The following is a 25,616-nucleotide window of genomic DNA, read 5'->3' as shown; positions in this document are numbered from 1 at the left end:
GGCGCGAGGGCATGCGCCGGGCGAGCTCGGGGACGGAGGCGAGGAGCGCGTCGGGGAAGATGAGGGTGAGGGCTTCGAGATGGGAGACGACGCGCTCGGGCTCGGTGTTGCCGAGGAGCGCGGTGCGGAGCTGCTCGAGGGCGGAGGTGTCCGCGAGGCGCAGGCGCCACGTCCAGGCGGAGGTGCGCAGGTCCTCGTCGCGCTCGGGCGTGGGGCCGTGGAGGAGGTCGTCGAGGAGCGTGTCGAGCGTGGCGCAGGGCTCCAGCACGGAGGCCGCGGCGGCGCGGACCATGGGCGTGGAGTCGAGCGAGAGGCGCAGCAGGGCACGCAGGGACTCGCGGCCCTGGGTGGGGGTGAGGAGCTCCGCGGCGCGGGCGCGCATCCACGCGTCGGGGGCTCGGGCACAGGCGATGGCTGCGTGCTGGAGGGCGGTGGGAGGGGCTTCTTCGGCGGAGGCGGTGTCGCCCGTGCTCCGGCGGCCCCGCGCGATGAGCAACTCCAGCGCGGTCCGGCGCAGGGACGGGTCCGGGTCCTCCGTGCAGGCACGCCGCGCGGAGTCGACGTCGAGCACCGCCGCGCGGCTCCACGGGTCCTCGTGTGCCGCTGCCTCGTGGCGCTCCATTTCAGTGAGCAGGTCGAGCGAGGCCAGGGCCCGCAGGGCCACCGCGCGCACGGCCGGGTCCTCATCGTGCGACGCGCGGAGGAGCAACTCCGGCTCCTCCAGGAACATGGCCGCCGTCGCGACGGCGCGCCGCTCCCGGATGGACGAGGCATGGGGCGCGAACTCCACCAGCGCGAGCGCGAAGGCCTCGGCGGTGGATGGGGCCGGGGGCCTGCGCTCCCACGCGGCGATGACCTCCGCGCGCACGCGCTCATCCGGGTCTTCGAGCGCCGAGAGGACCTCGTCGAGGCTGTCCGGGTCGTGGACGAGACCGGAGAGCGCCGCGCACCGGACGGCGGCTTCCGGATGACGGAGGAGCTGACGGACGCGCCCCAGCAAGTCGAGGTGCCCTCGCCGAACGGCGACGCGGGCAGCCCACGCGACGGCGCCCGGGCGAGGCGGCGCGGAGAGGATGCGGGACGCGAGGTCGATGTCCTCCACGTCGATGCGTTCGAGCAGCGCGCGTGCTTCCTCCGCCGCGTGGGGCACGCGGGGTTCATCGAGCCAGCGCGTCGCGAGCAGCAGTGCGTCCAGGTCCTTCCGCTCACGGAGCCGCCGTCGCGCGAGGACGCGCAGGGGCTCGTGCGGGTCGCCCAGCCACTCCACCAGCTCGCGGGCGGAGAGGGCCGAGGCGGGCGTGGCCTCCAGCCGGGCCGTCGTCACCGCCGGGTCTTCGTTGCCGAGGGGCTCGGGAGGCTCCGCGAGCGCACCCCGGACCTGCGAACCAGGCGATTGCGCGACAAGCGCCGCGCCCGCATCCGCCGCGTGCTCGCCACTCCACGCGATGTCGAGCCATTCCACCGCGGAACGAACAGGCCCATTCGGTGCGCGCTCCGCCACCTGTCGCACGCGCTGCTGCACGGGAGGATTGCCCACGCCAATCCACGCCAGCGCCTGCACCGCCGCGTGGCGCACCCGCCAGAACGGGTCCTCCAACGCGGCGAGCAGCACGTCCAGCGCGCCACTGCCCGCGACGGAGGCCGAGGCCCGCACCACCGCCCTGCGCACCCACCACACGGGCTCCTCACGCACCGCGCGCAGCGCCGCGGGCAGCAGCGCCTGTGCACCCAGCCGGGCCAGCGCGCGCCACACCCTGTCGCGCACCAGCGGCATCGGGTCGGCGAGCGCATCGAGCAGCGCCGGAGCGAACCGTGAGTCCCGTGCACTCCCGAGCCGCTGCGCCGCGATGGCGCGGACCTCCGCGTCCTCGTCGGTGAGCAGGGCCTGCCGCAGGGCGTAGCGGCCGGGGAGCGCCGCCGTGTCGACGAGGTCCACCGCCTCGCGCCGCACCAAGACATCCTCATCGAGCAAGCGAACGGCGGCCGGGTCCAGGTCGGGCATTGCCGCGGACTCTATGCGCCCCTGGTACACTCCGCGCCATGCCCGACATGCTGGCCATCATCAGCAAGGCGGTGTTCGAGAAGGAGGCTCCCGGCAAGCAGCCCGGTGACGTGCTCCCGATGGACCGCTACCGCAGCAACAGCAAGTACCTGGAGCCGCTGGCCCAGGGCGGGCGCCTCTTCCTCGTCACCGTGCGGCCGCCCAACGAGGCGCTGTGGCTGGTGGCCGTCCTGGAAGGGCTCAAGTCCGACGAGGAGGGCTGGCGCGCCCGGTCCAACCGCGTCCCCATCACCGACCTCACCGCGCTCATCCCCCAGATTCGCTTCGAGTCCGGCAAGGGCATCCAGGCCGCGAAGGGCGCCCTGGGCATGTCCCTCCAGACGCCGCGAGCCCTGTCGGCGGCGGATGCGGAGCTGATGCTCCAGGCCGCGGGGGGCGCGAACCTCAGTGGCCCCACCAACCTCACGGCCCATGAGGAGCACCCGAAGCTGGCCTGCCTGTGTCGGCGCTGCCTGCCGAACAGCCCCGAGCGCGCCGAGACGGGGGGACTCACCTTCGTGCGCTCGAAGGTGGAGACCGGGGAGAAGGTCCTCTACTACTGGCTGCCCGAGGAACTCTCCGCCGACGCGAAGGTCATCGCCCAGTCGGTGCGCGGCGCGTTGGCCCGGCGCGCCAACCTCTGACACGGCCACGAGCGCGTTCATCACGGGTGTCCACCGCGAGATGACGGGAACGACTTCGCGTCTCGCGTGTTGAGGGGGCCTCCACACCCCTGTCCGGCGTGGCCCTCGCGCCACGGCGCCTGTCCCAGGACGACGATGAACGCCCCGACGCTCCGAAGCGCGCTCCTGTGCCTGTCCCTCTTCGCCGCGTCCTGTCGCGCGACTGCTCCAGCCACCGCGCCCGCGCCCGAAACCCCCGTCACGCCCGCGCCCGCGGCGGACCCGCTCCTCCAGGGACTCACGCGGCTGGCCCAATCCCAGCCCGACAACCCGGTCCTCCTCTACGCGGTGGCGTCACGGCACGCGGAGCGCGGTGAAGGCCCACAGGCCGAGCAGTGGCTGAAGAAACTGGACGCCCTGAACTGGGACCACGCGCTGGAGCCCGGCGACTTCGAGGCCTGGAGCGCCACCCCGGAGTTCCGCGCGCTGGCCCAGCGCTTCGCCTCCCGTGAGAAGCCGGTGTCCGCCAGCCAGCCGGCCTTCAGACTCGCCGAGCGCGACCTCATCCCCGAGGGCATCGCCCATGACCCCGTGACGGACACCTTCTTCGTCGGCAGCATCCACCGGCGCAAGGTGGTCGCCGTGTCGAAGGACGGCACCGCGCGCGACTTCATCCCCGAGGCGAGGGATGGACTGTGGAGCGTGCTCGGCTTGAAGGTGGACGCCACGCGCAGGCACCTCTGGGTGGCCAGTCACGCCGCGGCGAGCGGGAAGGGAATCACCGCCGACGAGCGCGGGCGCACCGGCCTCTTCCAGTACGACCTGCGCACCGGCGCGCTGCTGCGCAAGGTGACGATGGACGGCCGGCCCGGCGCGCACCTGCTCAATGATGTCGCCATCCACGCCAGCGGGGACGTCTTCGTCACCGACAGCGAGGCGGGCGGCGTGCACGTGCTGCGCGCGGGCTCGGACGCGCTCGCGCCGCTCGTCCCCGAGCGCACGCTCATCTACCCCAACGGCCTTGCCCTGACGGAGGACGGCGCGTCGCTGTACGTGGCGCACTACACGGGGCTGGTGCGCGTGGACCCCGCGACGGGCGCGCTGACGCGTGTACAGCCTCCCAAGGGCACGACGCTGGCCGCCGTGGATGGGCTCTCCGCGCATGGCCGGACGCTGGTGGCCGTGCAGAACGGCATCGGCCGGGGGCGCATCGTCCGCTTCCACCTCGGCGGGGACCCGGACCGCGTGGAGCGCGTGGAGGTGCTCGAATCGAGCAACCCGTCCTTCGAGACGCCCACCACCGGCACAATCACGGGAAGCGACTTCGTCTACATCGCCAACAGCCACGTCCGCGAGGTAGGGCCGGAGGGAAAGCTGCCGCCGGTGGATTCACTGAGCCCGCCGGTGCTGTTGCGCCTGGCGCTCTGAGAGGCGCCGGGCGCCTCTTGGTCAGGGAGAGCCAAGAAGGTCTCTCCACGCGCGGCGTCCTGGCGTCGATGTCTGTGATTGGAGCCCGTTCTTCAATACCAGCTGCGGCACTGTCCGAAATACACGGTGGCCGTCTTGTCGCACCAGGCCCAGAGGCCGCCCATCTCGAAGCACTGGCAGTCCTCGTAACACTGCGGAAACTCAGGCTGCGGGCCGAACATGTCCGTGAGGCAGATGCCCTGGCTCGTGTCGCAGAAGTAGTCGATGGGGCAATCACAGTGGTTCGCGCACTGGATGAGCGGCTGGCTCTGGTTGGCGGCATTCTCGGTGCCGACCGGCTCGGGCTGGGCGCTTTCGCCCGTGCCACATCCGGCCATCACCGCTGCAACGAAAGCGACCGCGAACATCCGGCTGACTGCCTGGCGCATGGTGCTCCTCTTTGCGAGAGACGAGAAGAATGCGTGAAGCAGGGCGCATCCTTGTTTCACGCTCCGTGAAGAGTCAAGAAGGTCTTCTCGCGGGCGGCGCCATGCCGCGGACGTATGTGATTGGGCTGGAGGACGGGACGGCGCCCCGCGGCTACGCCTTCTTCGGCGCCGCACCGCTGGGCGAGCCCAGCTCGGAGCCAATCTGCCGCCACTCGTGCGCATAGGCGCCGCGAGTGAAGGCACGCAGGTCCTCGCCCGTCACCGCGCCGCGCGCCAGGGCGGTGCCGAGCGCGCGGACGACGGCGGTGCGGTGCGGCTGCTCGACGTACGGGTTGCCCTCGCGGAAGACCTCGCCGAAGAGGGCCTCCAGCCGGCCGTCCTGCATCAGGCGCTCGACGATGCGGGCCTGCGAGGCGGGCTCGTCCGCGTGGGCGTGGAGCATGGCGGAGGCGAGGCCTCCCTGTGCGTCCGCCTGGTCGGGGAACTCGGAGAGCAGCGCGAGCTCCGCGTCCGCGTTGGCAATCTGCGCGGAGACCGCCGGCTGCGGCGCCACGGCGCGGGGCGTCGCGCGGCGGTCCGGCTCGAAGTCGCTGCGGCCCTGGAAGGGCTGCACCGCGCGGTGGTTCTGGAGGTCCTTCGCGCCGGCATCCTTGCGCGCACCCTGGGCGGCGGAGTCGGGCCGCTCCGCTCCGGAGCGCACCGGGCCCTTGGGGGAGGACGAGCGGTTGCCACCATCAATGCGCGACATGAGGGAGCTCCAGGGGGATGGGCCCCCGGAGCGGACAGCCCCCGGGATTCCCATGTAGGTTATCGGACGCAACCCTCCACAGTTGCGTCCCTTCCCAGAAAGTGTGGGGCGTCCCTTCGGCCGGCGCACCCCCGGCCCTTCACCACCCAACACTTGGAAAGCCAAGGAACTACCGGCGTTTGGCGGGCGGTGCCGGGTAGAGCCACTGGAGGCCATGCCACAGGTCGTCGCGCCAGGCCGGGTAGTTGTGGCCGCCGTTGTACTCCCGGTATTCCACGCGGTGTCCGGACGCGGTCAGCAGCGGGGCCATGCGCTGGTTGCCCTCCAGGAGCACCTCGAAGCGGCCGCAGTCCATCCACACGTCCAGCGGGCGGCGGGGCGTCTGCCGCGCCAGGTCGAAGACGACGAAGTCGCGCCCGTCCACGGCGAAGGCGCCGGACTGGGACAGCACCCGGCCGAAGGTCTCCGGGGCGCGCAGGCCGGCGAAGAGGGCCATCAGCCCGCCGAATGACGAGCCGAGCACCGCGTGCGCGCCGGGCTCGCGCTTCTCGTCCACCAGGGACAACTCCTCGCGGGCCCGGGGCAGCACGCGCCGCAGCAGCAGGTCCACGGTGTACTCGCTGCACGTGTACTCCACGCTGCGGGCCTCGCCACCGTTGGCGAGCAGGGCCAGGGCCACCGGGCGCATCAGGCCTCGGGCCACGAGCGAGTCCACCACTTCCGGCAGCTTCACGCGGCGCAGGTAGTCATCTCCGTCGAGCACCACCACGAGCGGCACCGGGCCGCGCGTGGGCGGGGCATACAGGGTCAGCGTGCGCCGGCCGCCCACGGCCATGTCCGCCGTCTCCAGCGTGTGACGGGTGACGCGGCCGCGGGGGCTGCCGCGTGGGCGCTGGAGGACCTCGGGAGGGCGGCCCTCGGGCATGTAGAAGCAGTGGTTGAATTCGCCGAAGCCGTTGTCGGACAGGCGCGGGTTGAAGGCGTCCCGCACGCGCCGGCCGCGCGCGTCGAGGAGGGCGTATTCCACATACGCATCCCGGGGCAGCGTCAGCGAGCGCGCCCACAGTCCGGGGCCCACGCGCTTGAAGGGCAGGGGCTTGCCCTGCCAGTCCTGGAAGTCGCCGTGCAGCGATACCGGCCCCCGTCCCTTCCACACGAAGGTCGCCGTGTCCCCGTCGATGACGGGCGTCCCCTCCGCGCGCGCCCTCGCCTCCAGTGTCTTCGCATCCATGGGACGCAACCTAAGTCAGCAAGTCCCGGAGCGCCGCCTCCAGCTCGGGGTGGCGGAAGGTGAAGCCGGCCTCCAGGGCCCGCTTGGGCAGCACGCGCTGGCCCTCCAGCGCCACCTTCGCCATCTCCCCCATGGCGGCCTTGAGCATGAACGCCGGCACGTGCATCACCGCCGGCCGGCCCAGCGCGTGGCCCATGGCGTGCGCGAACTCCGCGTTGGTGACGGGCGTGGGCGCCGTGACATTGACGGGGCCCTCCACCGTCGGGTGCTCCAGCACGTACAGCAGCAGGTCCAGCGCGTCCTCGCGGTGCACCCAGCTGACGTACTGCTTGCCGCTGCCCACCGGCCCGCCCGCGCCCATGCGGAACGGCGGCAGCATCTTGTGCAGCGCTCCGCCCTCCGGGTGCAGCACCACGCCCATGCGCACCACCGCCGTGCGGATGCCCCACTCCCGCGCCCGCATCGCCTCCGCCTCCCAGCCCCGGCACACCTGCGCGAGGAAGTCGTCCCCCGGCGCGCTCTCCTCCGTCAGCGGCTCCGCCCCGCGCGTCCCGCCATAGAAGCCGATCGCCGACGCCGACACGAAGCGCTTCACCGTCCCCGCGCCCCGTATCGCTTCCACCAGCACCCGCGTGCCCATCACCCGGCTGTCGTGGATGCGGTGCTTCGCCTCCTTCGTCCACCGCTGCGCCACCGGCTCACCGGCCAGGTGGACGACCGCCTCCGCGCCCCCCAGGGCGTCCGGCGCCAGCGGCGTCGCCGCGTCGAAGAAGGAGCCCGTCACCCCCTGGGGAAGCCTGCCCAGGGTCCGTCCAATGTCTCGGGCGAGCACGTGCACGTCATGCCCCCGTCCCAACAAACGTTGGACAAAGCCTGGACCCAGGAAGCCACTCGCGCCGGTGACGGCCACCTTCACGGGCGGGCCTCCGGGGCAGCCGGCGCCGCGGCCGGGGCCGTCAGGTCCACTCCCACCAGCCGGCTCAGGGCGACGAAGAACGCCTCCTGCTCCTCCGGCTTCATCCGTCCCGAGTGTCGGAAAACCACTGCTCCTTCGGCGTCGAGCAGCAGCACGTTGGACGTCTTCATCGGCAGCTCCCACGGGGCCGCGCCCAGCGTCCCGTCCAGGTCCACCAGGATGGGCACGCCCACCTTCTTCTCCTCGTCACGCACGTACGAGAGGGCAATCTGCCGAGCCGGAAAGAAGTCGAATTTCTGCAGGTTGGCGACCGCCACCACCCACGCGGCGTTCAACAGCCCCCGCTCCCGTCCCCTGGCGAACAGGGTCTCCTTCAGGGGGGAGTTGAGTGTCGTGGAGTCCTTGTCCTCGTAAAACAGAATGACGGGTTTTCCGCGCCATCGGGAAAGGCGCACCTGCTCCCCGCTGGACGTGCGTAACGTCGCATCCACCGGCCCTGGTGGAGGGGACCCCGCCTGTGCGCTCCCCACCGCCAGGGACACCGTCAGCGCTCCCGCGATCCACGCCTTCATGAGGGGACTCCCGTGTACAAGGTTCTTACAAACCTTAGACATAGCCTTGACAAGCTCTGGACGCAAACGCTACCTCTTGGGGGCAGGGGATCAGGACTCTCGGAGGAACGCCGGATGGCACTCTCGCTTCGCAACGCCGGGCCATTGTCTGGCGCGCTTCCTCTGGAGCAGGCCTGGCTGCAGCTCGTGCAGACAGAGGTGCAGGCCGCGCTGACGGAGCTGTTCGAGCTGCCCGACGAGACCAGCCTGGACGCGCGCTGGACACAGGCCATGGAGCAGGTCCGGGCGTACACCCTGCGGCCGGCCAAGCGGCTGCGTCCGGCGCTGGTGATGGCGGGGCACGCGCTGGCGCGCGGGACGACGACGGTGCCCGACACGCTGTGGCGCTTCGCGGCGGGGCTGGAGCTGTTGCACACCTTCCTCCTCATCCACGACGACGTGGCGGACCAGGCGGAGCTGCGGCGCGGGGGCCCGGTGCTGCACCGCATGCTGGCGCCGGGGCGCGCGGGCGAGGACCTCGCGGTGGTGGTGGGCGACCACCTCTTCGCGCGCTCGCTGGAGGCGATGCTGGCCTCGGGACTTCCCGGCGTGTCGAAGGTCGTGGGGTACTACCTGGGCGTGTGCCGCCACACCGCGGCCGGCCAGTACCTGGACCTGGACCTGGGGCGCGCGCCGCTGTCGGAGGTGACGCTCTTCCAGACGCTGCGCGTGGCCTACCTCAAGACGGCGCGCTACGGCTTCTGCGCCCCGCTGGTGTGCGGCGCCATGCTGGGCGGCGCCCGGCCGGAGCTGGTGGAGGGGCTGGAGCGGGTGGGCCGGCACGTGGGGCTCGCCTACCAGCTGCGCGATGACCTCATCGGCCTCTTCGGCGACTCGAGCGTGGCGGGCAAGGCCGCGGACGGGGACTTCACGCAGGGCAAGCGCACCTTCCCGGTGCTGGCCGCCTTCGCGCGCGCCGACGCCGCCGCCCGCGAGGAGCTGGAGGCGCTCTGGGCGCTGCCGGTGGAGAAGAAGGACGACGCCGCGCTCGCCCGCGCCCGCGCGCTGGTGGAGCAGTGCGGCGGCCGGGCCGCGTGCGAGCGGATGGTGGACCGGGCCTCGCGCGCCGCGCGCCGCTCGCTGCAGTCGCTGCCCAACCCCAACGGCGTGAGGGACTTGCTGGACGCCCTCATCGCCCGCCTGGCGCGCCGCGCCGCCTGAGGACTCCATGAGCGCACGCACACAGGGCAGGCGGGTGGTGGTGGTGGGCGCGGGCGTCGGAGGCCTCGCGGCCGCGGCGCGGCTGGCGCACCAGGGCTTCGACGTCCAGGTCTTCGAGAAGACGGACGGGCCCGGGGGGCGCTGCAACCAGCTGCGGGTGGACGGCTTCACGTGGGACCTCGGCCCCACCATCGTGCTGATGCCGGAGGTGTTCGAGGAAACCTTTCGCGCGCTCGGCCGCCGTATCGAGGACTACCTGACGCTGCTGCGGTGCGAGCCGAACTACCGTGTGCACTTCCGTGACGGCTCGGACGTCACCTTCACCTCCGAGCTGTGCGCCATGGGACGCGAGCTGGAGCGCGTGGAGCCCGGCAGCTACGCGCGCTACCTCGCCTTCCTGGCCCAGGGCCGCGTCCAGTACCGCACCAGCCTGGACCACCTGGTGGGCCGCAACTACGACGGCATCGCCGACTACTTCTCGCCGAAGGTGCTGGCCCGCATCCTCCAGGTCCGCGCGCACCGCCGCATGTACGCGGACGTCAGCCGCTACTTCCAGGACGAGCGCCTGCGCGCGGCGATGACGTTCCAGACGATGTACCTGGGCGTGTCGCCCTTCGCGTCGCCCGCCGTCTACGGCCTGCTGCCCTTCACCGAGCTGGGCGTGGGCATCTGGTTCCCGAAGGGCGGCCTGTACGCCATTCCCCAGGCGCTGGAGCGGCTGGCCCGCGAGGAGGGCGTCCGGTTCCACTACGGAACGCCGGTGGAGCGCATCCTCACCAACGGGGGCCGCGCCACGGGCGTGCGCCTGCCGGACGGCGAGGTGGTGGAGGCGGACGCGGTGCTGTGCAACGCGGACCTGCCCTACGCGTACGAGAAGCTGCTGGACCCGAACGCCACGTCGCTCAAGCGCAAGGAGAAGCTGCGCTTCACGTCGAGCGGCTACATGCTCTACCTGGGCATGAAGCGGAAGTACCCGGAGCTCCTGCACCACAACGTGGTGTTCGGCCGGGACTACAAGGGCTCGTTCGACGACATCTTCGAGCGCTTCCGCGTGCCGGAGGACCCGAGCTTCTACGTCAACGCGCCCACGCGCACGGACGCCTCGCTGGCGCCCGAGGGCAAGGACGCGCTCTACGTGCTGGTGCCGGTGCCGCACCAGAACCCGGGCGTGGACTGGAAGGACGAGGGCCCCCGGGTGCGCGAGAAGGTCTTCGCGCGGATGGCCGAGCTGGGCTTCCCGAAGCTGGAGTCGGACATCGAGGTGGAGCGCATCTTCACCCCGGACGACTGGGCCTCCACGTTCAACCTCGCGCGCGGCAGCGCGTTCGGCCTCGCGCAGAACTTCACGCAGATTGGCCCCTTCCGTCCGCGCAACCAGGATGCGCGGGTGAGGAACCTCTTCTTCGTGGGGGCCTCCACGCAGCCGGGCACGGGCCTGCCCACGGTGCTCATCTCCGCGCGCCTCGTCACCGAGCGGCTGCTCACCTGGGCGCATGAAGCGGGCGTGAGCCTGTCGCCCCGGAGCGCGGCACCGAGCCTCGTCGAGGAGGTGGCGGCGTGAACTCGCACGACGACCGGGCCCTGGTGGAGCGCGGGTATCAGCTCGCCAAGGACGTCACCCGCCACCACGCGAAGAGCTTCTTCTTCGCCTCGTACCTGCTCTTCGGTCAGCGGCGGAAGGCGGCCTTCGCGCTCTACGCCTTCTGCCGGCGGCTGGACGACCTGGTGGACGGCGACGGGCCGAACGTGGTGCCCATCGATTTGTCGGTGCGGCTGGCGAAGGCGCGGCAGATGGTGGCGGAGGTGTACCTGCCGATGCCGGAGCTGGCGTCGCCGGAGCTGGGCTCTCCCGCCGAGCGGCTGATGGCGGCGGAGGCGCAGTCGCCGTGGGACCCGGGCGAGTTCGCCGCGCTGAAGCACACGGTGCGCCACTACCGGATTCCGGAGCAGCCCTTCCAGGACCTCATCTCCGGCATGGAGATGGACCTGACGAAGAACCGCTACACCACGTGGGAGGAGCTGGACCTCTACTGCTACCGCGTGGCGGGCGTGGTGGGGCTGATGCTGACGCCGGTGCTGGGCTGCTCGGACGCGGCGGCGGCGCTGCCAGCGTCGGACCTGGGCCGGGCCATGCAGCTCACCAACATCCTGCGCGACGTGCGAGAGGACCTGGAGCGCGGCCGCGTGTACCTGCCGGCCGAGGAGCTGGCCGCCTTCGGGCTGTCCGAGGAGGACCTGAAGCGCGGGAAGGTGGACGAGCGCTGGCGGGCCTTCATGCGCTTCCAGGTGGACCGGGCGTGTGCGTACTACGCGCGTGCGGCCACGGGGGTGCACTACCTCACGGGCTTCGGCAGCCAGCGGATGGTACGGCTGATGGGCGCCATCTACGGCGACATCCTGCGAGACATCGAGGCGCGCGACTACGACGTGTTCAGCGGGCGCGCCCACACGACGACGCGCCGCAAGCTGGCGCTGGCCACCGCCGCCTTCGTGCGGCCCGGCACGGTGCTGCCCGTCCCCCAGGGCGAGGTGCGGGTGCCGCTGCTGCCCACCGGGACGGGAGGGTGAGGACCTCATGAGCGACGACCGCGTGAAGACGCTGCAGATGATTCGCACCTCGCGCCTGTCGGGCTTCTACCGGCAGTCGCCGGAGCGTCGGCGGGCGCGGCTGGTGGAGGCGCGCTGGGTGGCTCCCGAGGAGGTGGAGTCGCTGGCGGGGCTCGCCGGCTTCGACGAGGCGTGCGCGGACGCCATGGTGGAGAACGTCGTCGGCATCCACGGGCTGCCCCTGGGTGTGGCGCTCAACTTCCTGGTGGACGGGCGCGAGCGGCTCGTCCCCATGGCGGTGGAGGAGCCCTCCATCATCGCCGCGGCCTCCTACGCCGCGCGCCTGTGCGCGGAGGGTGGCGGCTTCACGGTGGAGGCGGACCCGCCCATCACCACCGCGCAGGTGGAGCTGCTGGACGTGCCCTCCCTGGAGGCCGCGCGCGCGGCGCTGCACGCGCACACCGCGTTCCTGCTGGCCGAGGCGGACGCGCTCATCCCCGCGATGTGCGAGCGGGGCGGCGGCACGCGCGAGATTGAAGTGCGGGTGCTGGACGCCACCACGCTGGTGGTGCACCTGCACATCGACACGCGGGACGCGATGGGGGCCAACTGCGTCAACTCGGTGGCGGAGGGCATGGCGCCCCGGCTGGCGGCACTGGCGGGAGCGCGGCCGGGCCTGAGGATTCTCACCAACCTGGCGGACCGCCGGAAGGTGCGCGTGCGCGCGCGCGTGCCGGCCTCCGCGCTGGTGTCCGAGGCCTTCCCGGAGGGCGGGGTGGTGCGCGATGGCATCCTCGCGGCGCACCGCTTCGCGGAGCTGGACCCGTACCGGGCCGTCACCCACAACAAGGGGGTGATGAACGGCGTGGACGCGGTGCTGGTGGCCTGCGGCAACGACTGGCGCGCGGTGGAGGCGGGGGCGCATGCGTGGGCGGCGCGCTCGGGGAGCTACCGGCCCCTCACGTCCTGGCGCGCGGCCGAGGACGGGACGCTGGAGGGCGAGCTGTTCATGCCGCTGGCCACGTCCACGGCGGGCGGCGCGGCGCGCACGCACCCGGGCGTGAAGCGGGCGCTGAAGCTGGCGCGGGTGTCGGGGGCGCTGGACCTCGCGGCGCTGGCGGGGGCGGCGGGCCTGGCCACCAACCTGGCGGCGCTGAAGGCGCTGTCCACCGAGGGCATCCAGAAGGGCCACATGGCGCTGCACGCGCGGCGCGTGGCGGCGGAGGCGGGGGCGCGAGGCGAGCTCATCGAAGTCGTCGCGGAGCGCCTGTCACATGAGCGCGTCTACCGGCCGGAGCGCGCGAGGGAAATCCTCGACGCGGAGCTCGCCCGGCGGAAGGGAGCCCGGGGATGAAGCGCACCCGCGTCGCGGTCGTCGGTGGCGGCATCGGGGGCCTCACGGCCGCCGGCCTGCTGGCGAAGGAAGGCCATGAGGTGACGCTCTTCGAGGGCGGCGCCTCGCTGGGCGGCAAGGCCCAGGCCGTCACCCTGGATGGCATCACCCTGGACACCGGGCCCACGCTGCTGACGCTGCCGGATCTGGTGCGGGGCACGTTCGGTCAACTGGACGCGCTGGACTTGCTGCCGCCGCTCACGGAGCTGGAGCCGCAATGCGCCTACCGCTTCGCGGACGGGTGCGGCTTCACGGCGTACAAGGACCTGGAGCGCATGGCGGAGAGCGCGGGCGAGCTGAGGCCCAGCGAGCGCCGCGGCGTGCGCACCTTCTACGAGGAGTCCGCGGCCATCTGGCGCGCCGCGGGAGAGCCGTACCTGGAGGCCCCGTTCGAGGGCATGGCCGGCTTCATGGCCCGCGTGGCGAAGCGCGGCGTGGGCGCGGTGATGGCGGGGATGAAGCTGAGCACCCTGCATGACCTGGCGATGCGGCACTTCAAGACGGACCACATGCAGCAGTACGTGGGCCGCTTCGCCACGTACGCGGGGGCGTCGCCGTACCAGGCGAGCGCGGCCTTCGCGCTGATTCCGCACATCGAGCATGCCTATGGCGTGCACCACGCGCGCGGCGGAGTGGGCGCGCTGGTGGAGGCGCTGGGGCAGGCGGCGCGGCGGCTGGGCGTGACGGTGCGCCTCAACACGCGGGCCCGCTTCGAGCGCACGGGCCATGGCTACCGCGTGGGCCCGCGCGGGGAGGCGGAGCCGTTCGACAGCGTGGTGGTGAACGCGGACCCGCTGGAGTCGCTGCACCGGGCGGACGAGCCGCTGGCGCTGTCCGGCTTCGTGCTGCTCCTGGAGGTGGACGGGCGTCCGCCGCTGCCACATCACACGGTGCTCTTCGGCCATGACTACCGGCGCGAGTTCGACGAGCTGTTCAGCGGGCAGCTCGCGACGGACCCGACGGTGTATTTCTGCAACCCGTCCGCGACGGACGCCACCATGGCGCCGCCGGGACGCACGGGGCTGTTCGTCATGGTGAACGCGCCCGCGCTGCCCGTGGGGGCGGAGGCGGCGGAGCGCGCGGCGCGGAGTTGGGAGCTGGGCGCGGAGCGCGCGAAGGCGCAGATGTTCGACAAGCTGTACCAGCACTTCCCGGAGCTGCGCGGGCGCACGCGCGTCATCGGCCAGCGCACGCCGGTGGACCTGGCGGCGCAGGGGGCTCCGGGGGGCTCCATCTACGGCTTCCTGCCGCACGGGAAGTTCGGGCCGTTCCGGCGGCCGCGCATCCGGGGCTGCACGCCGGGGCTGTTCTTCGCGGGTGGGGGCACGCACCCGGGAGGCGGGGTGCCGCTGGTGATGCTGTCCGGGCGCTTCGCGGCGGAGCTGGCGTCGCAGCATCTGCGGAGGAGCGCATGATGCCACTCGGGTGCCTGCCCGCGCTGCCGGCCGAGGCCGGCGCGTATCGCTGGTTCTACGCGGACGTCACCGCGGGGCCGTTCAGCGCGGTGTGCATCTTCATGCTGGGCTCGCTCTTCTCGCCGCGCTACTCGGTGAAGGCGCGGCGCGGTGGGCTGCCGCTGGAGCACAGCGCGGTGAACTTCGCGCTGTACCACGAGGGCGTGCGCCGGCTGTGGGTGCTGAGCGAGTACCAGCAGGCGGAGCTGGAGGCGCCGGGGCGGCTGCGCATCGGGCGCTCCACGCTGACGTACGGGGACAGCGGCGCGGACGTGGGCACGGTGAAGATGGAGGTGGAGGACTGGACGGCGCCGTGGGGCCGGCCGGTGCGCGCGAGCCTGACGCTGGAGCCGATGACGCCGGTGGGCGAGGTGGTGCGCCTCATGCCGGAGCTGCCGCACTACTGGCAGGCGCTGGCGCCTCGGGCCCGGGCGCGGCTGGAGGTGCCGTCGCTGGGCGTGGAGGCGGAGGGGCTCGGGTACCACGACACCAACCACGGCGATGAGTTGCTCGGGGCGCGGCTGCCCGGCTGGCATTGGGCGCGCACGCACCGCGACGGCGAGACGCTGGTGGACTACCACCTGCCGGACGGAGTGCCGCCCCTGCGCGTGGTGGCGAGCGAGGGTGGGGTGCGGTGCGAGCGGGGCGAGCCGCCGGAGGCGCGGCCCACGAACTTCACGGGCTGGGGACTGCGGGTGCCGTCCCGGCTGCACGCGGGCAACGAGGTGGTGGGCGAGCCCCGCCTGCTGGAGTCGTCGCCCTTCTACGCGAGGCTGGAGGCGCGGCAGGGCGCGCTGGACACGCTGGGGGAGGTGGCGGACTTCCGCCGCTTCCACTCGCCCTTCATCCGCTGGATGGCGCACTTCCGCACGCGCATGGGACGGGCCGCATGAGCGCGCTCGTCGTCGCTTCCCTCGTCTGGACGGTGTTGGCCACGGGCTTCAGCGGTGTGGCCCTGGCGCGGCTGCTCCGCGCGAGGCGCCCGTCCCCATCGGAAGGCACGCGCCCGCCAGTGTTGCTGCTTCGCCCGGTGGATGCTCCCACGCCGCGCGAGCTGGAGAACCTCGCGGCGCCCATCGACTACGCCGGACCGCTGGAGCAGGTCGTGGTGTCCCCGTACCGCCCGCGCCTCGCGCCTGGCGTGCGCTGGCTGCCGAGCGACCCGCTGACGCCCAACCGGAAGGTGGGCCACCTGCTGTACGCGCTGGAGGTCCTCCAGACGCGCGGCCGCGTGGTGCTCGCGGTGGACGCGGACGTCGCCGTCACCGGCGCGCTGGTGGAGGGGCTCGCCGCCCCCGTGGCCTCGGGTGCCGCCGCGCTGAGCACGGCCGCTCCCACGCCGGTGGAGCCGGAGGACGTGGCCAGCCGTGCGATGACCGGGCTGCTGCGCTACACGCACCACAGCTTCCGCGCGCTCGACGTGATGAGCGCGGGCGCGAAGGCGGTGTGTGGCAAGGCGCTGGGCCTGTCTCCCGCCGCGATGGAGGCCCTGAAGGAACTGGCGGACCACATCGGCGAGGACCTCGAGCTGTCGAAGCGCCTGCACGCGCGCGGCCTGGACGTGGCGCTGAGCGCGGCGCCCGCGCGGGTGCCGGTGGGTTCGGTGGGCTCCTGGTCGACGCCGCTGGCGCGCTTCACGCGGTGGATGCAGGTGCTGGCCAGCCACCGTCCCGCGCTGTACCCCACGGTGCCGCTGCTCTTCACCCCGACGTTGCCGCTGGTGCTGCTGGCCGCGGTGCTGGGCTCGCCCGTGCTGGTGGGTGGGGTCGCTATCCTCGTCGTGGTGCGCATCCTGCTGGCCTTGCGCCTCGCGGCGCTCAGCACCGCCACCGACGGTTCCGTAGCGGGCACGCGTGTGCAGGGCCCACCCAGTTCTCCCACCGGGAGCACGGAGCCGCGAACCACGACAGTGGACACGGGCCTGCCGTACGCCCTGACGGACTGGCTGCTCGGAGAGGCGCTGCTGCTAGCGGCCTTCCTGTGCTCGCTGTGGCAGCAGGGCACGGTGACGTGGCGGGGCCGCACGTACGCGCTGCGTCCCGGAGGCCGCATGGAGCGCGTGGTGCCGGAGCTGAGTGGAGGACCGGGATGACCTACGCACGATTCCTTGGACTGTTCGTGGTGCTGCCCATCCTCTTCCTGGTGTGGCGCTACCGGCGGACCTTCACGGCGTGGAGCCTGGCGCCCATGGGGCTGCTGCTCGTCGTCGTCTACGCGGCCACGTCGCCGTGGGACAACCTCGCCGTGAAGTGGGGCCTGTGGGGCTTCGACCCGGAGCGCATCTGGGGCATCAAGCTGGGCTACCTGCCGCTGGAGGAGTACCTCTTCTTCGGCCTGCAGACGCTGCTCGTCGGCCTGTGGGCGCGCGCGCGGCTGGCGCGGGCGCTCGCGAAGGAGCCGGAGGCGCGCGCCTCGGAACGCTCCCGGGACGGGAAGCTGACGGCCGGGGAGGTGGCGCCATGATGGAGACGAAGTGGGCCTATCTCATCCACCTGCTCGGCTGGACGCTGCCGCTCATCCTCTTCCAGCTCGTGGCCCTGGCGCGTCACTACAAGGAGCGCACGGGCGCGGTGCTCAAGGCGGTGCTGCCTCCGGCCTTCATCATGGGCATCTACCTGGCGGTGGCGGACCACCTCGCCATCTCCACGGGCATCTGGAACTTCGGCGAGGGCAAGCACCTGGGCGTGTACCTGGGCGTGGTGCCGCTGGAGGAGGTGCTCTTCTTCCTGCTGACCAGCGTGCTGGTGTCGCTGGGGCTGGCCCTCTTCACCGCGCTGGTGGACAAGGTGCGGGAGGCCCGGGCGTCTTGATTCGCGCGGCGAAAGGAGGCCCCTTCGGGTGGGTGCTGGACGCGTACATCGGGCGGAAGTTCCGCTCGGCGTTCCGCGGCCTGTGGCTGCGCGGCGAGCTGCCCGCGGACGGCGTGGGACGGCTCGTGTACCTCAACCACTCCAACTGGTGGGACGGCTTCGTGCTGCACCAGCTCGGCCAGGTGACGGGGTGGGACGGCTACTGCCTCATGGAGGAGGAGAACCTGCGGCGCTACCGCTTCCTGGCGCGCATCGGCGCCTTCAGCATCCGCCGCAAGGACGCGGTGTCGTCGGTGGAGTCGCTGCGCTACGCGAAGGAGCTGCTGCGCAAGCCGCGCGCGGCGCTGTACGTCTTCCCCGAGGGCGAGCACCGGCCCTTCGGCGTGCTGCCGCTCCAGCTGGAGCGCGGCGTGGAGCTGCTGGCGCGCGTGTCCAAGGTGGAGTGTCTGCCCATCGGCATCCGGTATGCCTTCTTCGAGCACGAGCGGCCGGACGTGCTCCTGGAGGTGGGCACGCCGCACCCGCCCGGTCCGCTGTCGGTCTTCCAGGACGGGTTGGAAGCGGTGGTGAAGCGGCTGGCGGCGGTGACGACGCTGGAGGGCTTCTCGCGCAAGGTGTCCGGAGCGCGGGGCGTGGCGGAGCGCTGGGACGCCGCCCGGGGGATGGCGCGATGACACTGCGCATCCGCACCATCGCCCGGCTGACGGGCATCCGCGAGGCCACACTGCGCGCGTGGGAGCGGCGCTACGGCTTCCCGCGTCCGCACCGCTCGGAGGGCAACAACTACCGCGTCTACTCGCGCGACGAGGTGGAGGCCATCCGCCGGGTGGCGCGGCTCATCCAGCAGGACGGCCTGTCGGTGAGCGAGGCCATCGCCCAGGTGCGCGCCACGCCGATGCAGGAACTGCCCCAGCCGGAGCGGCTCAACGAGCGCTTCTGGTCCGCCGTCATGGTGCTGGACGGCGAGGAGGTCTCGCGCGTGCTGGACGAGGCGCAGGCCGCCATGGACGTGGAGTCGTACTGCGACCGCTTCCTCATGCCGCTCCTGCGGGAGATGGGCGTGCGGCTGGACATCGCGCGCGAGCACATGGCGTCGGCCTTCATCCGCCACCGGCTGCGGCAGGTGCTGGACGCGATGGAGAGCGAGCCGGACGGGCCGCGCGGGCTGCTGGCGTGCCCGGCGAAGGACCACCACGAGGGAGGACTGCTGGCGCTGGGGGTGCACCTCAAGCGCAAGGGCTGGCGGGTGACGCTCCTGGGCGCGGACACGCCCGCGGACGCGCTTCGTGGGGCCTGCAACCAGATGAAGCCGGACGTGGTGGCGCTGTCCTTCGTGCGACGCCGCGAGCCGGGGGAGTTCCTGGAGGTCCTGGGGGATGCGCTCCGGGCCTGCGCGCCCTTTCCCGTCGTGGTAGGAGGGCCCGGCGCGCGCGAGCACCTGAAGACGCTGTTCACGCTCGGTGCGCAGTACGCGGAGTCCGCGGACGAACTCGTCGCCATCTGGAACCAGGTACGCAACGCCCAGAACCGTCCCTAGCCACCTCCCACCCGCGACATGGCCGAGCGCACCTATCGAATCCACATCGCCGCCGAGCTCTCCGGAGTCCGGGTCGAGCTCATCCGTGCCTGGGAGCGGCGCTACGGGGTGCTCAATCCCCAGCGCACGCCGGCCGGCTACCGCGTCTATACGGACCGGGATGTGGCGCTGCTCAAGCGGCTGAAGAAGCTGACGGACGAGGGTGTGGCCATCAGCGAGGCGGCGAAGCTGCTGCCCCAGCTGCTGGCGGAGCTGGACGCGGAGCCGGCGTCCGCGGCGCCAGGCAACGGCCATGGGCAGAATCTGGAGGCCTGGCTGGAGGCGGCGTTGGCCGCGGCGGAGGCGTACGACCAGGGGCGGGTGTCGGCGGTGGTGGACGAGGTGCTGTCGGCGCTGCCACCGCTGCGGGCCTTCGACGACGTGTTGGCCCCCTTGCAGCGCGAGGTGGGTGAGCGCTGGCATGCGGGGCAGCTCTCGGTGGCGCAGGAGCACCTGGTGACGCAGGTGGTGCGCGCGCGGCTGGTGAGCCTGCTGCACGCGGCGCCGAACGCCGGGCGCAAGCACGCGCTGCTGGCGTGCTTCCCGGACGAGGAGCACGAGCTGGGGCTTTTGGGCGTGGCGCTGCGGCTGCGGCACTCGGGCTTTCGGGTGACGCTGCTGGGGCAGCGCATGCCGGCCACGGACCTGGGGCGCGCGGTGGCGCGATTGCGGCCGGACCTGGTGGGCCTGTCGGCGGTGAACCACCGGGGCGCGGAGCTGTTCCAGGACACGCTGGCGCGAGTCATGGAGGCGATGCCCGAGGGTGTGCCCATCTGGGTGGGCGGACCCGCGGCGCAGGCCCACCCGGACGTGTGCGTGCGCCTGGGCGCGCGCCTGTTCGCGGAAGAGGACGACTGGCTGAAGCTGGTGGAGTAGGGGCCTCCAGGCGCGCTACGGGTGGACCTGTCTCCAGGATTTCGGCTGGAAGGTCCTGCTCGGAGGCTCCCGGGCGATGGAGGGCACATGGAGGTAGTCCACCTCCGTGGCGATGCCCTTCTGCTCGGCGAGCCGCACCAGGGCAAGCCCCTCCACGGAGAGCTGGCCCTCGGTCGCGAGGAGTTCTTCCTCCATATGTCCTCGCGAGGCGACGCCCGCGAGTCGGTCTCGTCGCTCGCGGAGGAAGTCCGTCAGTGCCGCACCGAAGGACTCCGTGTCGGATTCCAGCAAGGCCTTGCACACGCCCAGCCTGAAGTCCTCGGCTCCCCGCAGGGCTTCCTCGTAGCGTTCGAGCAGCCGGTGGCACTCCGCGTCTGGCGTCTCCAGGAAGAAATGCCTCATGAGGAACTCGACGAAGAGGAAGTCCTCCTCGTATTCGAGTCCCTCACCCCACGTCCGCCGTGAGTGCCGGGCGATGCCGTGCGCCGCCTCCAGGTCTTGCACGGCGACCGCGTCGAAGAACGGCAGGGCCCGGCTCGTCAGCGTCGAGCCCTCGTCGAAGCGCGGCAGGAAGTGGGCGTAGCACCGGGCTCCCTGGTGCAGGCGCCAGTGGAAGTCTTCCGGTGTCCCATGGAGAAAAAGGGAGCAGATGCCCGCCATCCGGAAGTTGCGGCAGACGTCCAGCACTGCCTTGGACGAAGGCCGCTCGCCGAGGACGTGGTGGATGAGGCGCTCATTCTCACTCAAGGCCACTTCGCGGAAGAGAGGCAGTTGGAGCGAGGTCATGGCTTCAGCCTTTCGAGGAGATGGGAGTCCGCATGGGCGTGGATGCGCCGAGGAGGATGCTTCCCACCTCGCCCTGCTCGGAGCTCGACAGGACCAGGGCCTCCCCTCGTGCCGCGAACCCTCGCGTCAGGGCATGGAGCGCCAGGCACACGCCTACCGCTCCACTCGCAGCGCCCGTGTCGCCGACGTAGGTGCATGGGTACCGCAGCTCCGGTTCACCGAGCAGGTCCGTCAGCCGGACGCGAGCGCAGCCCCACTCGTTGGCGCGCCAGTGCTCCCCATTCAGGTCCAGGAAGCAGGTGCCCTCGAAGCGGGAGGAAGCGTGGGTCGGAGCGAGTGCCTCTCGGACGCAGTGCGCGAGGCCCGTTCCCGTGTTCTGTCCTCGTGCCTGGCGGTGATTCGCCTCCCGGCCCGTCGCCACGCCCGACACGGTGGCCAGGGCGGTGGCCTTCCGTCTTCGCGCGCTCGCCTCCAGCTCGAGGAGGAAGCACGCACCGGCTTCCCCCGGCATCAGGCCCAGGGGAGCCTCGTCGGTCTTCAGGCGTCTGCCGTCGGCGAGCTCCTCCAGGACATCCAGGTCGAGGTAGGAATCCGCCGCGACGATGAGGAGCCGCTCCAGTCGGGAGCTGGCGAGCAGTTCGAGTCCGCGCTGAATCGCGGCGGCGGCCCCTGTGTGTCCGAAGCTCACGGTTCCCAGCCCGCGCTCGTCGAGGGGCAACCGCGCCGCGGACCGGAGCTTGCGCGCCAGCTCCAGGCCGGAAGGGAACTCCAGCGCTCGCTGCTCGCCCAGCGGACAGGGCGTCGCCACCAGAAGGCCGGTCCTCTCCCAGAACTCCCGGTCGGAGGACGTCGGCACCTCCGGGTGCTCCAGCAGGTCGAGGACACAGCCCAGGGCAAGGCGCAGCCAGCGCCCCTCACCGACGAATCCCTCGGTGTACCCCTGGATGGGATGGCCCACCAGCGGCACGAGTGCGTGGGCTTCCTCATCCAGGACCTTGAACCAGGTCACCTGTCGTGGCCGGGAGATGCCGGCGAGGATGGCCGCACAGGCCGGGGACGCGCTCGGGCCGACGGAGGTGACGGCACCCATCCCGGTGATGACGGTGCGCGTGCTGTTCATGGCCATGATGGCGCTCCGGAGACTCGAGAGGAATCAGCGGCGTAACAGGGCCTCGAAAGGGCTCGCCGAGCCGGTCCACCGCCGCTCGCGAGCACGGGAAAGGCCGGCCCGCTGGGTATGGCTCCACGCCGCCGTCTCGATGTTGGCGGTCCCCTGGCTGCGCACGGCCAACTCCATGGCGAACACGGAGCGATGACACATGGGCGCCTGCGCGAGCGCGAGGAGGAGCGCGTCCGGGGACCAGGGCTGGCCATGGAGGTAGCGAGCGTCCGGAGCGAAGCGCCGTCGTTCCTCCTTCCACCAGTCTTCCACCACGCTCACGTTGACGCGCCAGGGAAGCGCGGGGGGGCCGTCATCGAGGACTGCTTCCTCCTCTTCCGTCTCGCCGCGGAGGAGCGCGGACGCGAGAGGAAAGCCGGTGATGGCGCGGAAGGCGTCGGCGGCGAGCCAGCTCGGCTCGGCCTTCAGCACCTCGAGGAGCGCCTCCGCGGCGCAAAGTCGGCCGCTGAAGCCCAACGCCCAGAGCGCCTGGGTGTGCAGGGCTGGAGTCGCCAGCGCCTGGAGGAGCAGTGCCTCGTGCCGGGGATGTCCTCCGACCGCCAGCAGGAGCAGGGCGAGCTCGCCTTGAGGTTCCTGGTCGCGTACCACGCGTACGCAGCGCGCCCAGGCCGCGCGGTACCCATGAATCAGTCCCGTGAGGATGGAGGCATCCCGAACCTGGGGATGGGGTGACTCGAGCCCTCGCTGGATGAGCCGGTCCGCCCGTGGCTGTGTCGTGAAGCGGGCCGCGTCGAGGCACGCGGCGGCGAGGAGCGGATCGTCCTCTCCGGCGAGCGCCTCCAGGATGGGGCCGGGGTCGACCTGACGGAAGCCGAGGATGGCCAGCAGGACTCGCTGAACGGCAGGGGCCGCGTCCGGGAGGAGGCCTCTCAGGGCGGAGTCCAGCTCCTGCCGCGTGCAGAGCCGCGCGGCCTGCTGGATACCTTTGCGTTGGGAGTCGTCTCCGTGAGCCAGCACGTCCAGGACCGCGGGCAGCAGGTCGGCTTCTCCGGACTCCAGGAGCACCCAGGCCGCGGGAGGGATTCGCGTCTCGTCGGGGCCTTCCAGGGACGGAAGGAGGAGGCGCCTGGTCACGGCCCCGCCGCCGATGCACAGCGCGTCCAGGTGCGCCAGCAACCTGCGCTCGTCGCCCGAGGCCACGTCGTCCAGCGTCTCCTCCGGTGACCGCAGGGAGCGCTCGCGCTGTCTCCACAGGAAGGCGGCCTCGTCGAGGTGCTCCTCAAGGACGTCCCAGGCAATCCTTGGCAGCTTGGCTCCCGGCACGGCAGGACCTCCGCGCTACCGGATCGGGAGCTCAATCAGGACGACGTTGGTGAAGCCTCGCTGCTGCATCTCCGAGGCGAGGGCCTCGCCCACGACATAGGTGCTGGTGTCCCTGGCGATCCGGAACAGTGGCGGAGCGTCCTTCAGCTTCTCACGCGCCAGGATGCGCCTGGCGACGTAGAGAATCTCGTCGGGGTTCTCCTCGTCCCAGTCGATGTCGCTCGCCTTGAAGTCGAGGCAGTCATGGATGCGCAGCGGGTTGATGAGCGTGTAGTCCCGCCCGTACAGCCGCTTGCGGTGGTCATAGATGGAGAGGGGAAGGTACTCGGCGCTGTTCCCGCAGTGCTTCTCGATGGTCTCCTTGAGCTCCCTGGAGACGAGAAGCATGTTCACGGTATTTCCGATGAGCGAGGACAGCTTGATGCCCGGGCTGTCGTCGCTCATGAAGACCTTCGCGTCTTGGGGATAGACGGGTGCCAGCGGCTCTCCCTTGTGGACACGCCAGCCCTTCATTCCGATGCCGTCGACGAAGTTGCGCAGGAGGCACAGGTCGTCGTCGTCGAAGTTCCCCATCGTATTGAGTACGAAGTGGCGCATGCTCGTCCCCAGGCTAGAAGGTGTGCTTCAGCCGTGCCGCGAGTGCCTTGAGGGTATCGTGTGTGCCATTGACCCGGTCTTCCGGAAGGTGCGCTTGCAGGATGGCTTTGCGGAGGCGCCTGGAGAGGACCTTGATGCGCTGGGCGCACTGCTTGTAGTTGGGGGCATCTCCAGTGCCATCGCGGTGGTTGTCGATGGCGTCCTGCATCCCCGAGAAGATGACGTCGAGCTGCTTCTCGACGTAGTCGCTGTACGTGCCATGCCTGCCCTTGTGGTACGGCAGCCGCAGGGCCTTCGCATGGTCCGGATGGGATGGCAGATAGGCCATGTTGTGTTCGTCGTTGATGTTGTAGCCATTCTTGAGCAGTCCCCCGCGAAGCTCCTTCAGCTTGTTGTCATCCGTCTTGTTCTTGTCCCCGCTCGTGGCCGTGCAGAGCGCGGTGGTCAGGCTCTCGAAGGGAACAATGTGGTGTGCCTCACGAGGGTAGTAACTGACGTGCCTCTTGTTGGCGGAGAGGATCCAGTTCTCGGGATCCCACTTCCCTTCAGCTCGGGGCTGCGGTTCAGGGACCTCGCTCTTGGAAGGCCACACATACCGCGCCGCATCCGCGCCCTGAGCCCGCATGAATGCGTGCCAGTGGTAACTGCAGTGATGCCCCTTCTTCTTTCGCCGGTGTGGGGTCAGGCATCCCTTGTTGCTGGCTGCCTGGCCATTCACCAGGTGCAGGTCTTCCAGTTGCTGCGTGTCCCAGCCATGCCACTCTCCAGCGGCTTCTCTATCCATGGCGGTTCCCTGAACGTCGTCAGTTGATCTTGACCTTGCCGCCCTTGATGCGGTGGAGCTCCTGGGCCTCGGTCCGGATGGTGACGCCTCGCAACAGCACCTGTCCGTCCCGCTTCAGGGTGAGCCGGGCCTTGCCGCACTGGAGGATGACCTCCTCGCGGCCCTCGATGACGACCTGCCGGCCGTCCACTCGCGCCTGGGTGGGGACACTGGAAAAGGACTGCTCGAGGACGGCGTCGATGAGAGGCGTCTCGCCGGTGGAGTGCACGAGCCCGAGCAGGATGGGCAGGGTGGGGCAGCCCTCCTCGAAGAGCAGGACGGCCGACTGGCGCGAGGCCACCGCGGCCTGGAGGGCCTGCCTGTCCAGGTGGGTCACCCGGCGCGTCCGCAGGGGGCCTACGGCGCTTCCCTCCAGCTCAACCAGTGGCTCGCCGTCGGCATCCACGCCGACCACCTGGCCTATCCGCAGGCCCGGGGATGGGGGGAGTGCCTCTTCCAGCGCGGCCCGTGCGGGTGCCGGCCGTCCGTCGTCCTTGGGAGATGTCATGACGATGGACTCCCGAGAGCTACCGGAGTTCCTTCTCGCAGTACCGGCACTTCGGCTTCCGGTGCTCCTTGCTGCCGGCCATGACGGGCGGCTGCATCAAGGGCACGGGGGGCGTGTTCTTGTCGTTGTGGAGCATCAGGTCGAACGCTCGCGCGACGTTCTTGCCTTCGATCTCCACGTCGAAGGAGAAGTTCACGAACTCGGCCTTGCCCTTCGTCGCGCCCGAAGCCACTCCACCGCCCGCGGTGCCCGCCTCGTCTCCCGTGCTGGTGCTGAAGTTCGAGTCGTTCAGGCAGACAGGGTTGCCTTCGACGGTGACCTTCTTGCTCCCGCTGGCGGTGTCCGAGGACCGGGCGATGTTGGGGTAGGGGATGGGAAGGGGACTGCCGGGCCCAGGCGTTTTGCAGATGTCTGGGAATGCCACCGTGACACCGTTGCTGTCCTTGGTGACGACGGAGCGCTTGTTGACGCCTACGGAATTGGCCATGGGTCCCCCGAAGTCAGGACGCTCTCAGCCAATCCAATGTAGCCGGTGGAGCAGGGCCCGGCGCAATCCAGACCGGGCGGGCTGGAGACATATCGCGCCACTTCGCTCGCCGATGTCTGTTTGTCGATA

General features: G+C 71.2%; 27 protein-coding genes. 14 read left to right on the top strand and 13 right to left on the bottom strand.

Features of this window, described 5'->3' with window-relative positions; translation table 11 throughout:
* Positions 1-2,002 (bottom strand): HEAT repeat domain-containing protein (locus tag HG543_RS07545; RefSeq protein WP_211193784.1); only part of this gene is annotated, 2,002 nt, incomplete at its 3' end.
* 38 nt (positions 2,003-2,040) lie between these two features.
* Between HG543_RS07545 and HG543_RS07540 the strand changes: the two genes are divergently transcribed.
* Both HG543_RS07540 and HG543_RS07535 read left to right on the top strand, forming a co-directional pair.
* Positions 2,041-2,685, top strand: coding sequence for a hypothetical protein (locus HG543_RS07540; RefSeq protein WP_169344006.1), 645 nt, complete (start codon positions 2,041-2,043; stop codon positions 2,683-2,685).
* 135 nt (positions 2,686-2,820) lie between these two features.
* Positions 2,821-4,092: an SMP-30/gluconolactonase/LRE family protein gene (locus HG543_RS07535; RefSeq protein WP_169344005.1), complete on the top strand. Its 1,272-nt coding sequence runs from the start codon at positions 2,821-2,823 to the stop codon at positions 4,090-4,092.
* Between the two features lie 92 nt (positions 4,093-4,184).
* On the opposite strand, the gene HG543_RS07530 is transcribed toward HG543_RS07535, so the two are convergent.
* From HG543_RS07530 to HG543_RS07510, 5 genes are all read right to left on the bottom strand, one after another.
* Positions 4,185-4,499 (bottom strand): hypothetical protein, encoded by a 315-nt coding sequence (locus HG543_RS07530; protein ID WP_169344004.1) that lies wholly within the window; start codon positions 4,497-4,499, stop codon positions 4,185-4,187.
* Positions 4,500-4,671: 172 nt separating this feature from the next.
* Complete coding sequence (locus tag HG543_RS07525; protein ID WP_171818314.1) at positions 4,672-5,268, bottom strand: hypothetical protein; 597 nt, start codon at positions 5,266-5,268, stop codon at positions 4,672-4,674.
* Positions 5,269-5,437: 169 nt separating this feature from the next.
* The gene (locus tag HG543_RS07520) at positions 5,438-6,499 is read right to left on the bottom strand and encodes an alpha/beta hydrolase-fold protein (protein ID WP_169344002.1); all 1,062 of its coding nucleotides are present in this window, start codon (positions 6,497-6,499) and stop codon (positions 5,438-5,440) included.
* A 10-nt stretch (positions 6,500-6,509) separates the two neighbouring features.
* A complete protein-coding gene (locus tag HG543_RS07515) occupies positions 6,510-7,415 on the bottom strand; it encodes a TIGR01777 family oxidoreductase (protein ID WP_169344001.1) in 906 nt (301 codons plus the stop codon).
* On the bottom strand, positions 7,412-7,987 hold the full coding sequence (locus HG543_RS07510) for a peroxiredoxin family protein (RefSeq protein ID WP_171818315.1): 576 nt from the start codon (positions 7,985-7,987) through the stop codon (positions 7,412-7,414). The genes HG543_RS07515 and HG543_RS07510 overlap by 4 nt, the downstream gene beginning before the upstream one ends.
* 114 nt (positions 7,988-8,101) lie before the next feature.
* On the opposite strand from HG543_RS07510, the gene HG543_RS07505 reads away from it, so the two are divergent.
* Genes HG543_RS07505 through HG543_RS07450 form a run of 12 tightly spaced genes read left to right on the top strand, consistent with a single transcriptional unit; the run spans position 8,102 to position 19,843 of the window.
* The gene (locus HG543_RS07505) at positions 8,102-9,187 is read left to right on the top strand and encodes a polyprenyl synthetase family protein (protein ID WP_169343999.1); all 1,086 of its coding nucleotides are present in this window, start codon (positions 8,102-8,104) and stop codon (positions 9,185-9,187) included.
* Positions 9,188-9,194: 7 nt separating this feature from the next.
* On the top strand, positions 9,195-10,748 hold the full coding sequence (locus tag HG543_RS07500; protein WP_169343998.1) for a phytoene desaturase family protein: 1,554 nt from the start codon (positions 9,195-9,197) through the stop codon (positions 10,746-10,748).
* Positions 10,745-11,755, top strand: coding sequence for a squalene/phytoene synthase family protein (locus HG543_RS07495; RefSeq protein WP_169343997.1), 1,011 nt, complete (start codon positions 10,745-10,747; stop codon positions 11,753-11,755). Before HG543_RS07500 ends, HG543_RS07495 begins: the two co-directional genes overlap by 4 nt.
* Before the next feature lie 7 nt (positions 11,756-11,762).
* Positions 11,763-13,088, top strand: coding sequence for a hydroxymethylglutaryl-CoA reductase, degradative (locus tag HG543_RS07490; RefSeq protein WP_246356828.1), 1,326 nt, complete (start codon positions 11,763-11,765; stop codon positions 13,086-13,088).
* The gene (locus HG543_RS07485; RefSeq protein ID WP_169343996.1) at positions 13,085-14,542 is read left to right on the top strand and encodes a phytoene desaturase family protein; all 1,458 of its coding nucleotides are present in this window, start codon (positions 13,085-13,087) and stop codon (positions 14,540-14,542) included. The genes HG543_RS07490 and HG543_RS07485 overlap by 4 nt, the downstream gene beginning before the upstream one ends.
* Entirely contained in the window at positions 14,539-15,474 is a 936-nt protein-coding gene (locus HG543_RS07480; protein ID WP_169343995.1) for a carotenoid 1,2-hydratase family protein, read from the top strand. The genes HG543_RS07485 and HG543_RS07480 overlap by 4 nt, the downstream gene beginning before the upstream one ends.
* Positions 15,471-16,673 (top strand): glycosyltransferase, encoded by a 1,203-nt coding sequence (locus HG543_RS07475; protein ID WP_169343994.1) that lies wholly within the window; start codon positions 15,471-15,473, stop codon positions 16,671-16,673. Before HG543_RS07480 ends, HG543_RS07475 begins: the two co-directional genes overlap by 4 nt.
* Positions 16,670-17,044 (top strand): lycopene cyclase domain-containing protein, encoded by a 375-nt coding sequence (locus HG543_RS07470; protein WP_169343993.1) that lies wholly within the window; start codon positions 16,670-16,672, stop codon positions 17,042-17,044. The genes HG543_RS07475 and HG543_RS07470 overlap by 4 nt, the downstream gene beginning before the upstream one ends.
* Positions 17,041-17,391: a lycopene cyclase domain-containing protein gene (locus tag HG543_RS07465; RefSeq protein ID WP_169343992.1), complete on the top strand. Its 351-nt coding sequence runs from the start codon at positions 17,041-17,043 to the stop codon at positions 17,389-17,391. The genes HG543_RS07470 and HG543_RS07465 overlap by 4 nt, the downstream gene beginning before the upstream one ends.
* Positions 17,388-18,065 carry a lysophospholipid acyltransferase family protein gene (locus HG543_RS07460; RefSeq protein WP_169343991.1) on the top strand — a complete coding sequence of 226 codons (678 nt, stop codon included), beginning with the start codon at positions 17,388-17,390 and terminating at the stop codon, positions 18,063-18,065. The genes HG543_RS07465 and HG543_RS07460 overlap by 4 nt, the downstream gene beginning before the upstream one ends.
* Positions 18,062-18,928 carry a MerR family transcriptional regulator gene (locus HG543_RS07455; RefSeq protein ID WP_169343990.1) on the top strand — a complete coding sequence of 289 codons (867 nt, stop codon included), beginning with the start codon at positions 18,062-18,064 and terminating at the stop codon, positions 18,926-18,928. Before HG543_RS07460 ends, HG543_RS07455 begins: the two co-directional genes overlap by 4 nt.
* Before the next feature lie 18 nt (positions 18,929-18,946).
* Positions 18,947-19,843, top strand: coding sequence for a MerR family transcriptional regulator (locus tag HG543_RS07450; RefSeq protein WP_169343989.1), 897 nt, complete (start codon positions 18,947-18,949; stop codon positions 19,841-19,843).
* Between the two features lie 15 nt (positions 19,844-19,858).
* Here the strand turns inward: HG543_RS07450 and HG543_RS07445 are convergent, their stop codons facing one another.
* The 7 genes from HG543_RS07445 to HG543_RS07415 are packed head-to-tail and all read right to left on the bottom strand — an operon-like array spanning position 19,859 to position 25,487.
* A complete protein-coding gene (locus tag HG543_RS07445; RefSeq protein WP_169343988.1) occupies positions 19,859-20,590 on the bottom strand; it encodes an Imm49 family immunity protein in 732 nt (243 codons plus the stop codon).
* Positions 20,591-20,633: 43 nt separating this feature from the next.
* Complete coding sequence (locus tag HG543_RS07440) at positions 20,634-21,755, bottom strand: hypothetical protein (RefSeq protein ID WP_169343987.1); 1,122 nt, start codon at positions 21,753-21,755, stop codon at positions 20,634-20,636.
* A gap of 27 nt (positions 21,756-21,782) precedes the next feature.
* Positions 21,783-23,072 (bottom strand): TIGR02270 family protein, encoded by a 1,290-nt coding sequence (locus HG543_RS07435; protein WP_169343986.1) that lies wholly within the window; start codon positions 23,070-23,072, stop codon positions 21,783-21,785.
* A gap of 15 nt (positions 23,073-23,087) precedes the next feature.
* On the bottom strand, positions 23,088-23,669 hold the full coding sequence (locus HG543_RS07430; RefSeq protein ID WP_169343985.1) for an imm11 family protein: 582 nt from the start codon (positions 23,667-23,669) through the stop codon (positions 23,088-23,090).
* A 13-nt stretch (positions 23,670-23,682) separates the two neighbouring features.
* Positions 23,683-24,453 carry an AHH domain-containing protein gene (locus tag HG543_RS07425; protein WP_169343984.1) on the bottom strand — a complete coding sequence of 257 codons (771 nt, stop codon included), beginning with the start codon at positions 24,451-24,453 and terminating at the stop codon, positions 23,683-23,685.
* A gap of 19 nt (positions 24,454-24,472) precedes the next feature.
* Entirely contained in the window at positions 24,473-25,000 is a 528-nt protein-coding gene (locus tag HG543_RS07420; protein ID WP_169343983.1) for a DUF6484 domain-containing protein, read from the bottom strand.
* Between the two features lie 19 nt (positions 25,001-25,019).
* Positions 25,020-25,487 (bottom strand): DUF4150 domain-containing protein, encoded by a 468-nt coding sequence (locus HG543_RS07415; RefSeq protein ID WP_169343982.1) that lies wholly within the window; start codon positions 25,485-25,487, stop codon positions 25,020-25,022.
* Between the last annotated feature and the right edge of the window lie 129 nt (positions 25,488-25,616).

This window comes from Pyxidicoccus fallax, assembly GCF_012933655.1.
GTDB lineage: Bacteria > Myxococcota > Myxococcia > Myxococcales > Myxococcaceae > Myxococcus > Myxococcus fallax.
Note: the sequence above shows the minus strand (reverse complement) of the source record. Positions and strands in the feature narration are given on the sequence as shown.

Coding starts and splice junctions, on each gene's coding strand:
- HG543_RS07430 (WP_169343985.1), bottom strand. CDS start 23,669: ATGCGCCACTTCGTACTCAATACGATGGGGAACTTCGACGACGACGAC.
- HG543_RS07520 (WP_169344002.1), bottom strand. CDS start 6,499: ATGGATGCGAAGACACTGGAGGCGAGGGCGCGCGCGGAGGGGACGCCC.
- HG543_RS07540 (WP_169344006.1), top strand. CDS start 2,041: ATGCCCGACATGCTGGCCATCATCAGCAAGGCGGTGTTCGAGAAGGAG.
- HG543_RS07525 (WP_171818314.1), bottom strand. CDS start 5,268: ATGTCGCGCATTGATGGTGGCAACCGCTCGTCCTCCCCCAAGGGCCCG.
- HG543_RS07415 (WP_169343982.1), bottom strand. CDS start 25,487: ATGGCCAATTCCGTAGGCGTCAACAAGCGCTCCGTCGTCACCAAGGAC.
- HG543_RS07455 (WP_169343990.1), top strand. CDS start 18,062: ATGACACTGCGCATCCGCACCATCGCCCGGCTGACGGGCATCCGCGAG.
- HG543_RS07480 (WP_169343995.1), top strand. CDS start 14,539: ATGATGCCACTCGGGTGCCTGCCCGCGCTGCCGGCCGAGGCCGGCGCG.
- HG543_RS07475 (WP_169343994.1), top strand. CDS start 15,471: ATGAGCGCGCTCGTCGTCGCTTCCCTCGTCTGGACGGTGTTGGCCACG.
- HG543_RS07500 (WP_169343998.1), top strand. CDS start 9,195: ATGAGCGCACGCACACAGGGCAGGCGGGTGGTGGTGGTGGGCGCGGGC.
- HG543_RS07535 (WP_169344005.1), top strand. CDS start 2,821: ATGAACGCCCCGACGCTCCGAAGCGCGCTCCTGTGCCTGTCCCTCTTC.
- HG543_RS07530 (WP_169344004.1), bottom strand. CDS start 4,499: ATGTTCGCGGTCGCTTTCGTTGCAGCGGTGATGGCCGGATGTGGCACG.
- HG543_RS07505 (WP_169343999.1), top strand. CDS start 8,102: ATGGCACTCTCGCTTCGCAACGCCGGGCCATTGTCTGGCGCGCTTCCT.
- HG543_RS07470 (WP_169343993.1), top strand. CDS start 16,670: ATGACCTACGCACGATTCCTTGGACTGTTCGTGGTGCTGCCCATCCTC.
- HG543_RS07485 (WP_169343996.1), top strand. CDS start 13,085: ATGAAGCGCACCCGCGTCGCGGTCGTCGGTGGCGGCATCGGGGGCCTC.
- HG543_RS07420 (WP_169343983.1), bottom strand. CDS start 25,000: ATGACATCTCCCAAGGACGACGGACGGCCGGCACCCGCACGGGCCGCG.
- HG543_RS07510 (WP_171818315.1), bottom strand. CDS start 7,987: ATGAAGGCGTGGATCGCGGGAGCGCTGACGGTGTCCCTGGCGGTGGGG.
- HG543_RS07465 (WP_169343992.1), top strand. CDS start 17,041: ATGATGGAGACGAAGTGGGCCTATCTCATCCACCTGCTCGGCTGGACG.
- HG543_RS07440 (WP_169343987.1), bottom strand. CDS start 21,755: ATGGCCATGAACAGCACGCGCACCGTCATCACCGGGATGGGTGCCGTC.
- HG543_RS07490 (WP_246356828.1), top strand. CDS start 11,763: ATGAGCGACGACCGCGTGAAGACGCTGCAGATGATTCGCACCTCGCGC.
- HG543_RS07450 (WP_169343989.1), top strand. CDS start 18,947: ATGGCCGAGCGCACCTATCGAATCCACATCGCCGCCGAGCTCTCCGGA.
- HG543_RS07425 (WP_169343984.1), bottom strand. CDS start 24,453: ATGGATAGAGAAGCCGCTGGAGAGTGGCATGGCTGGGACACGCAGCAA.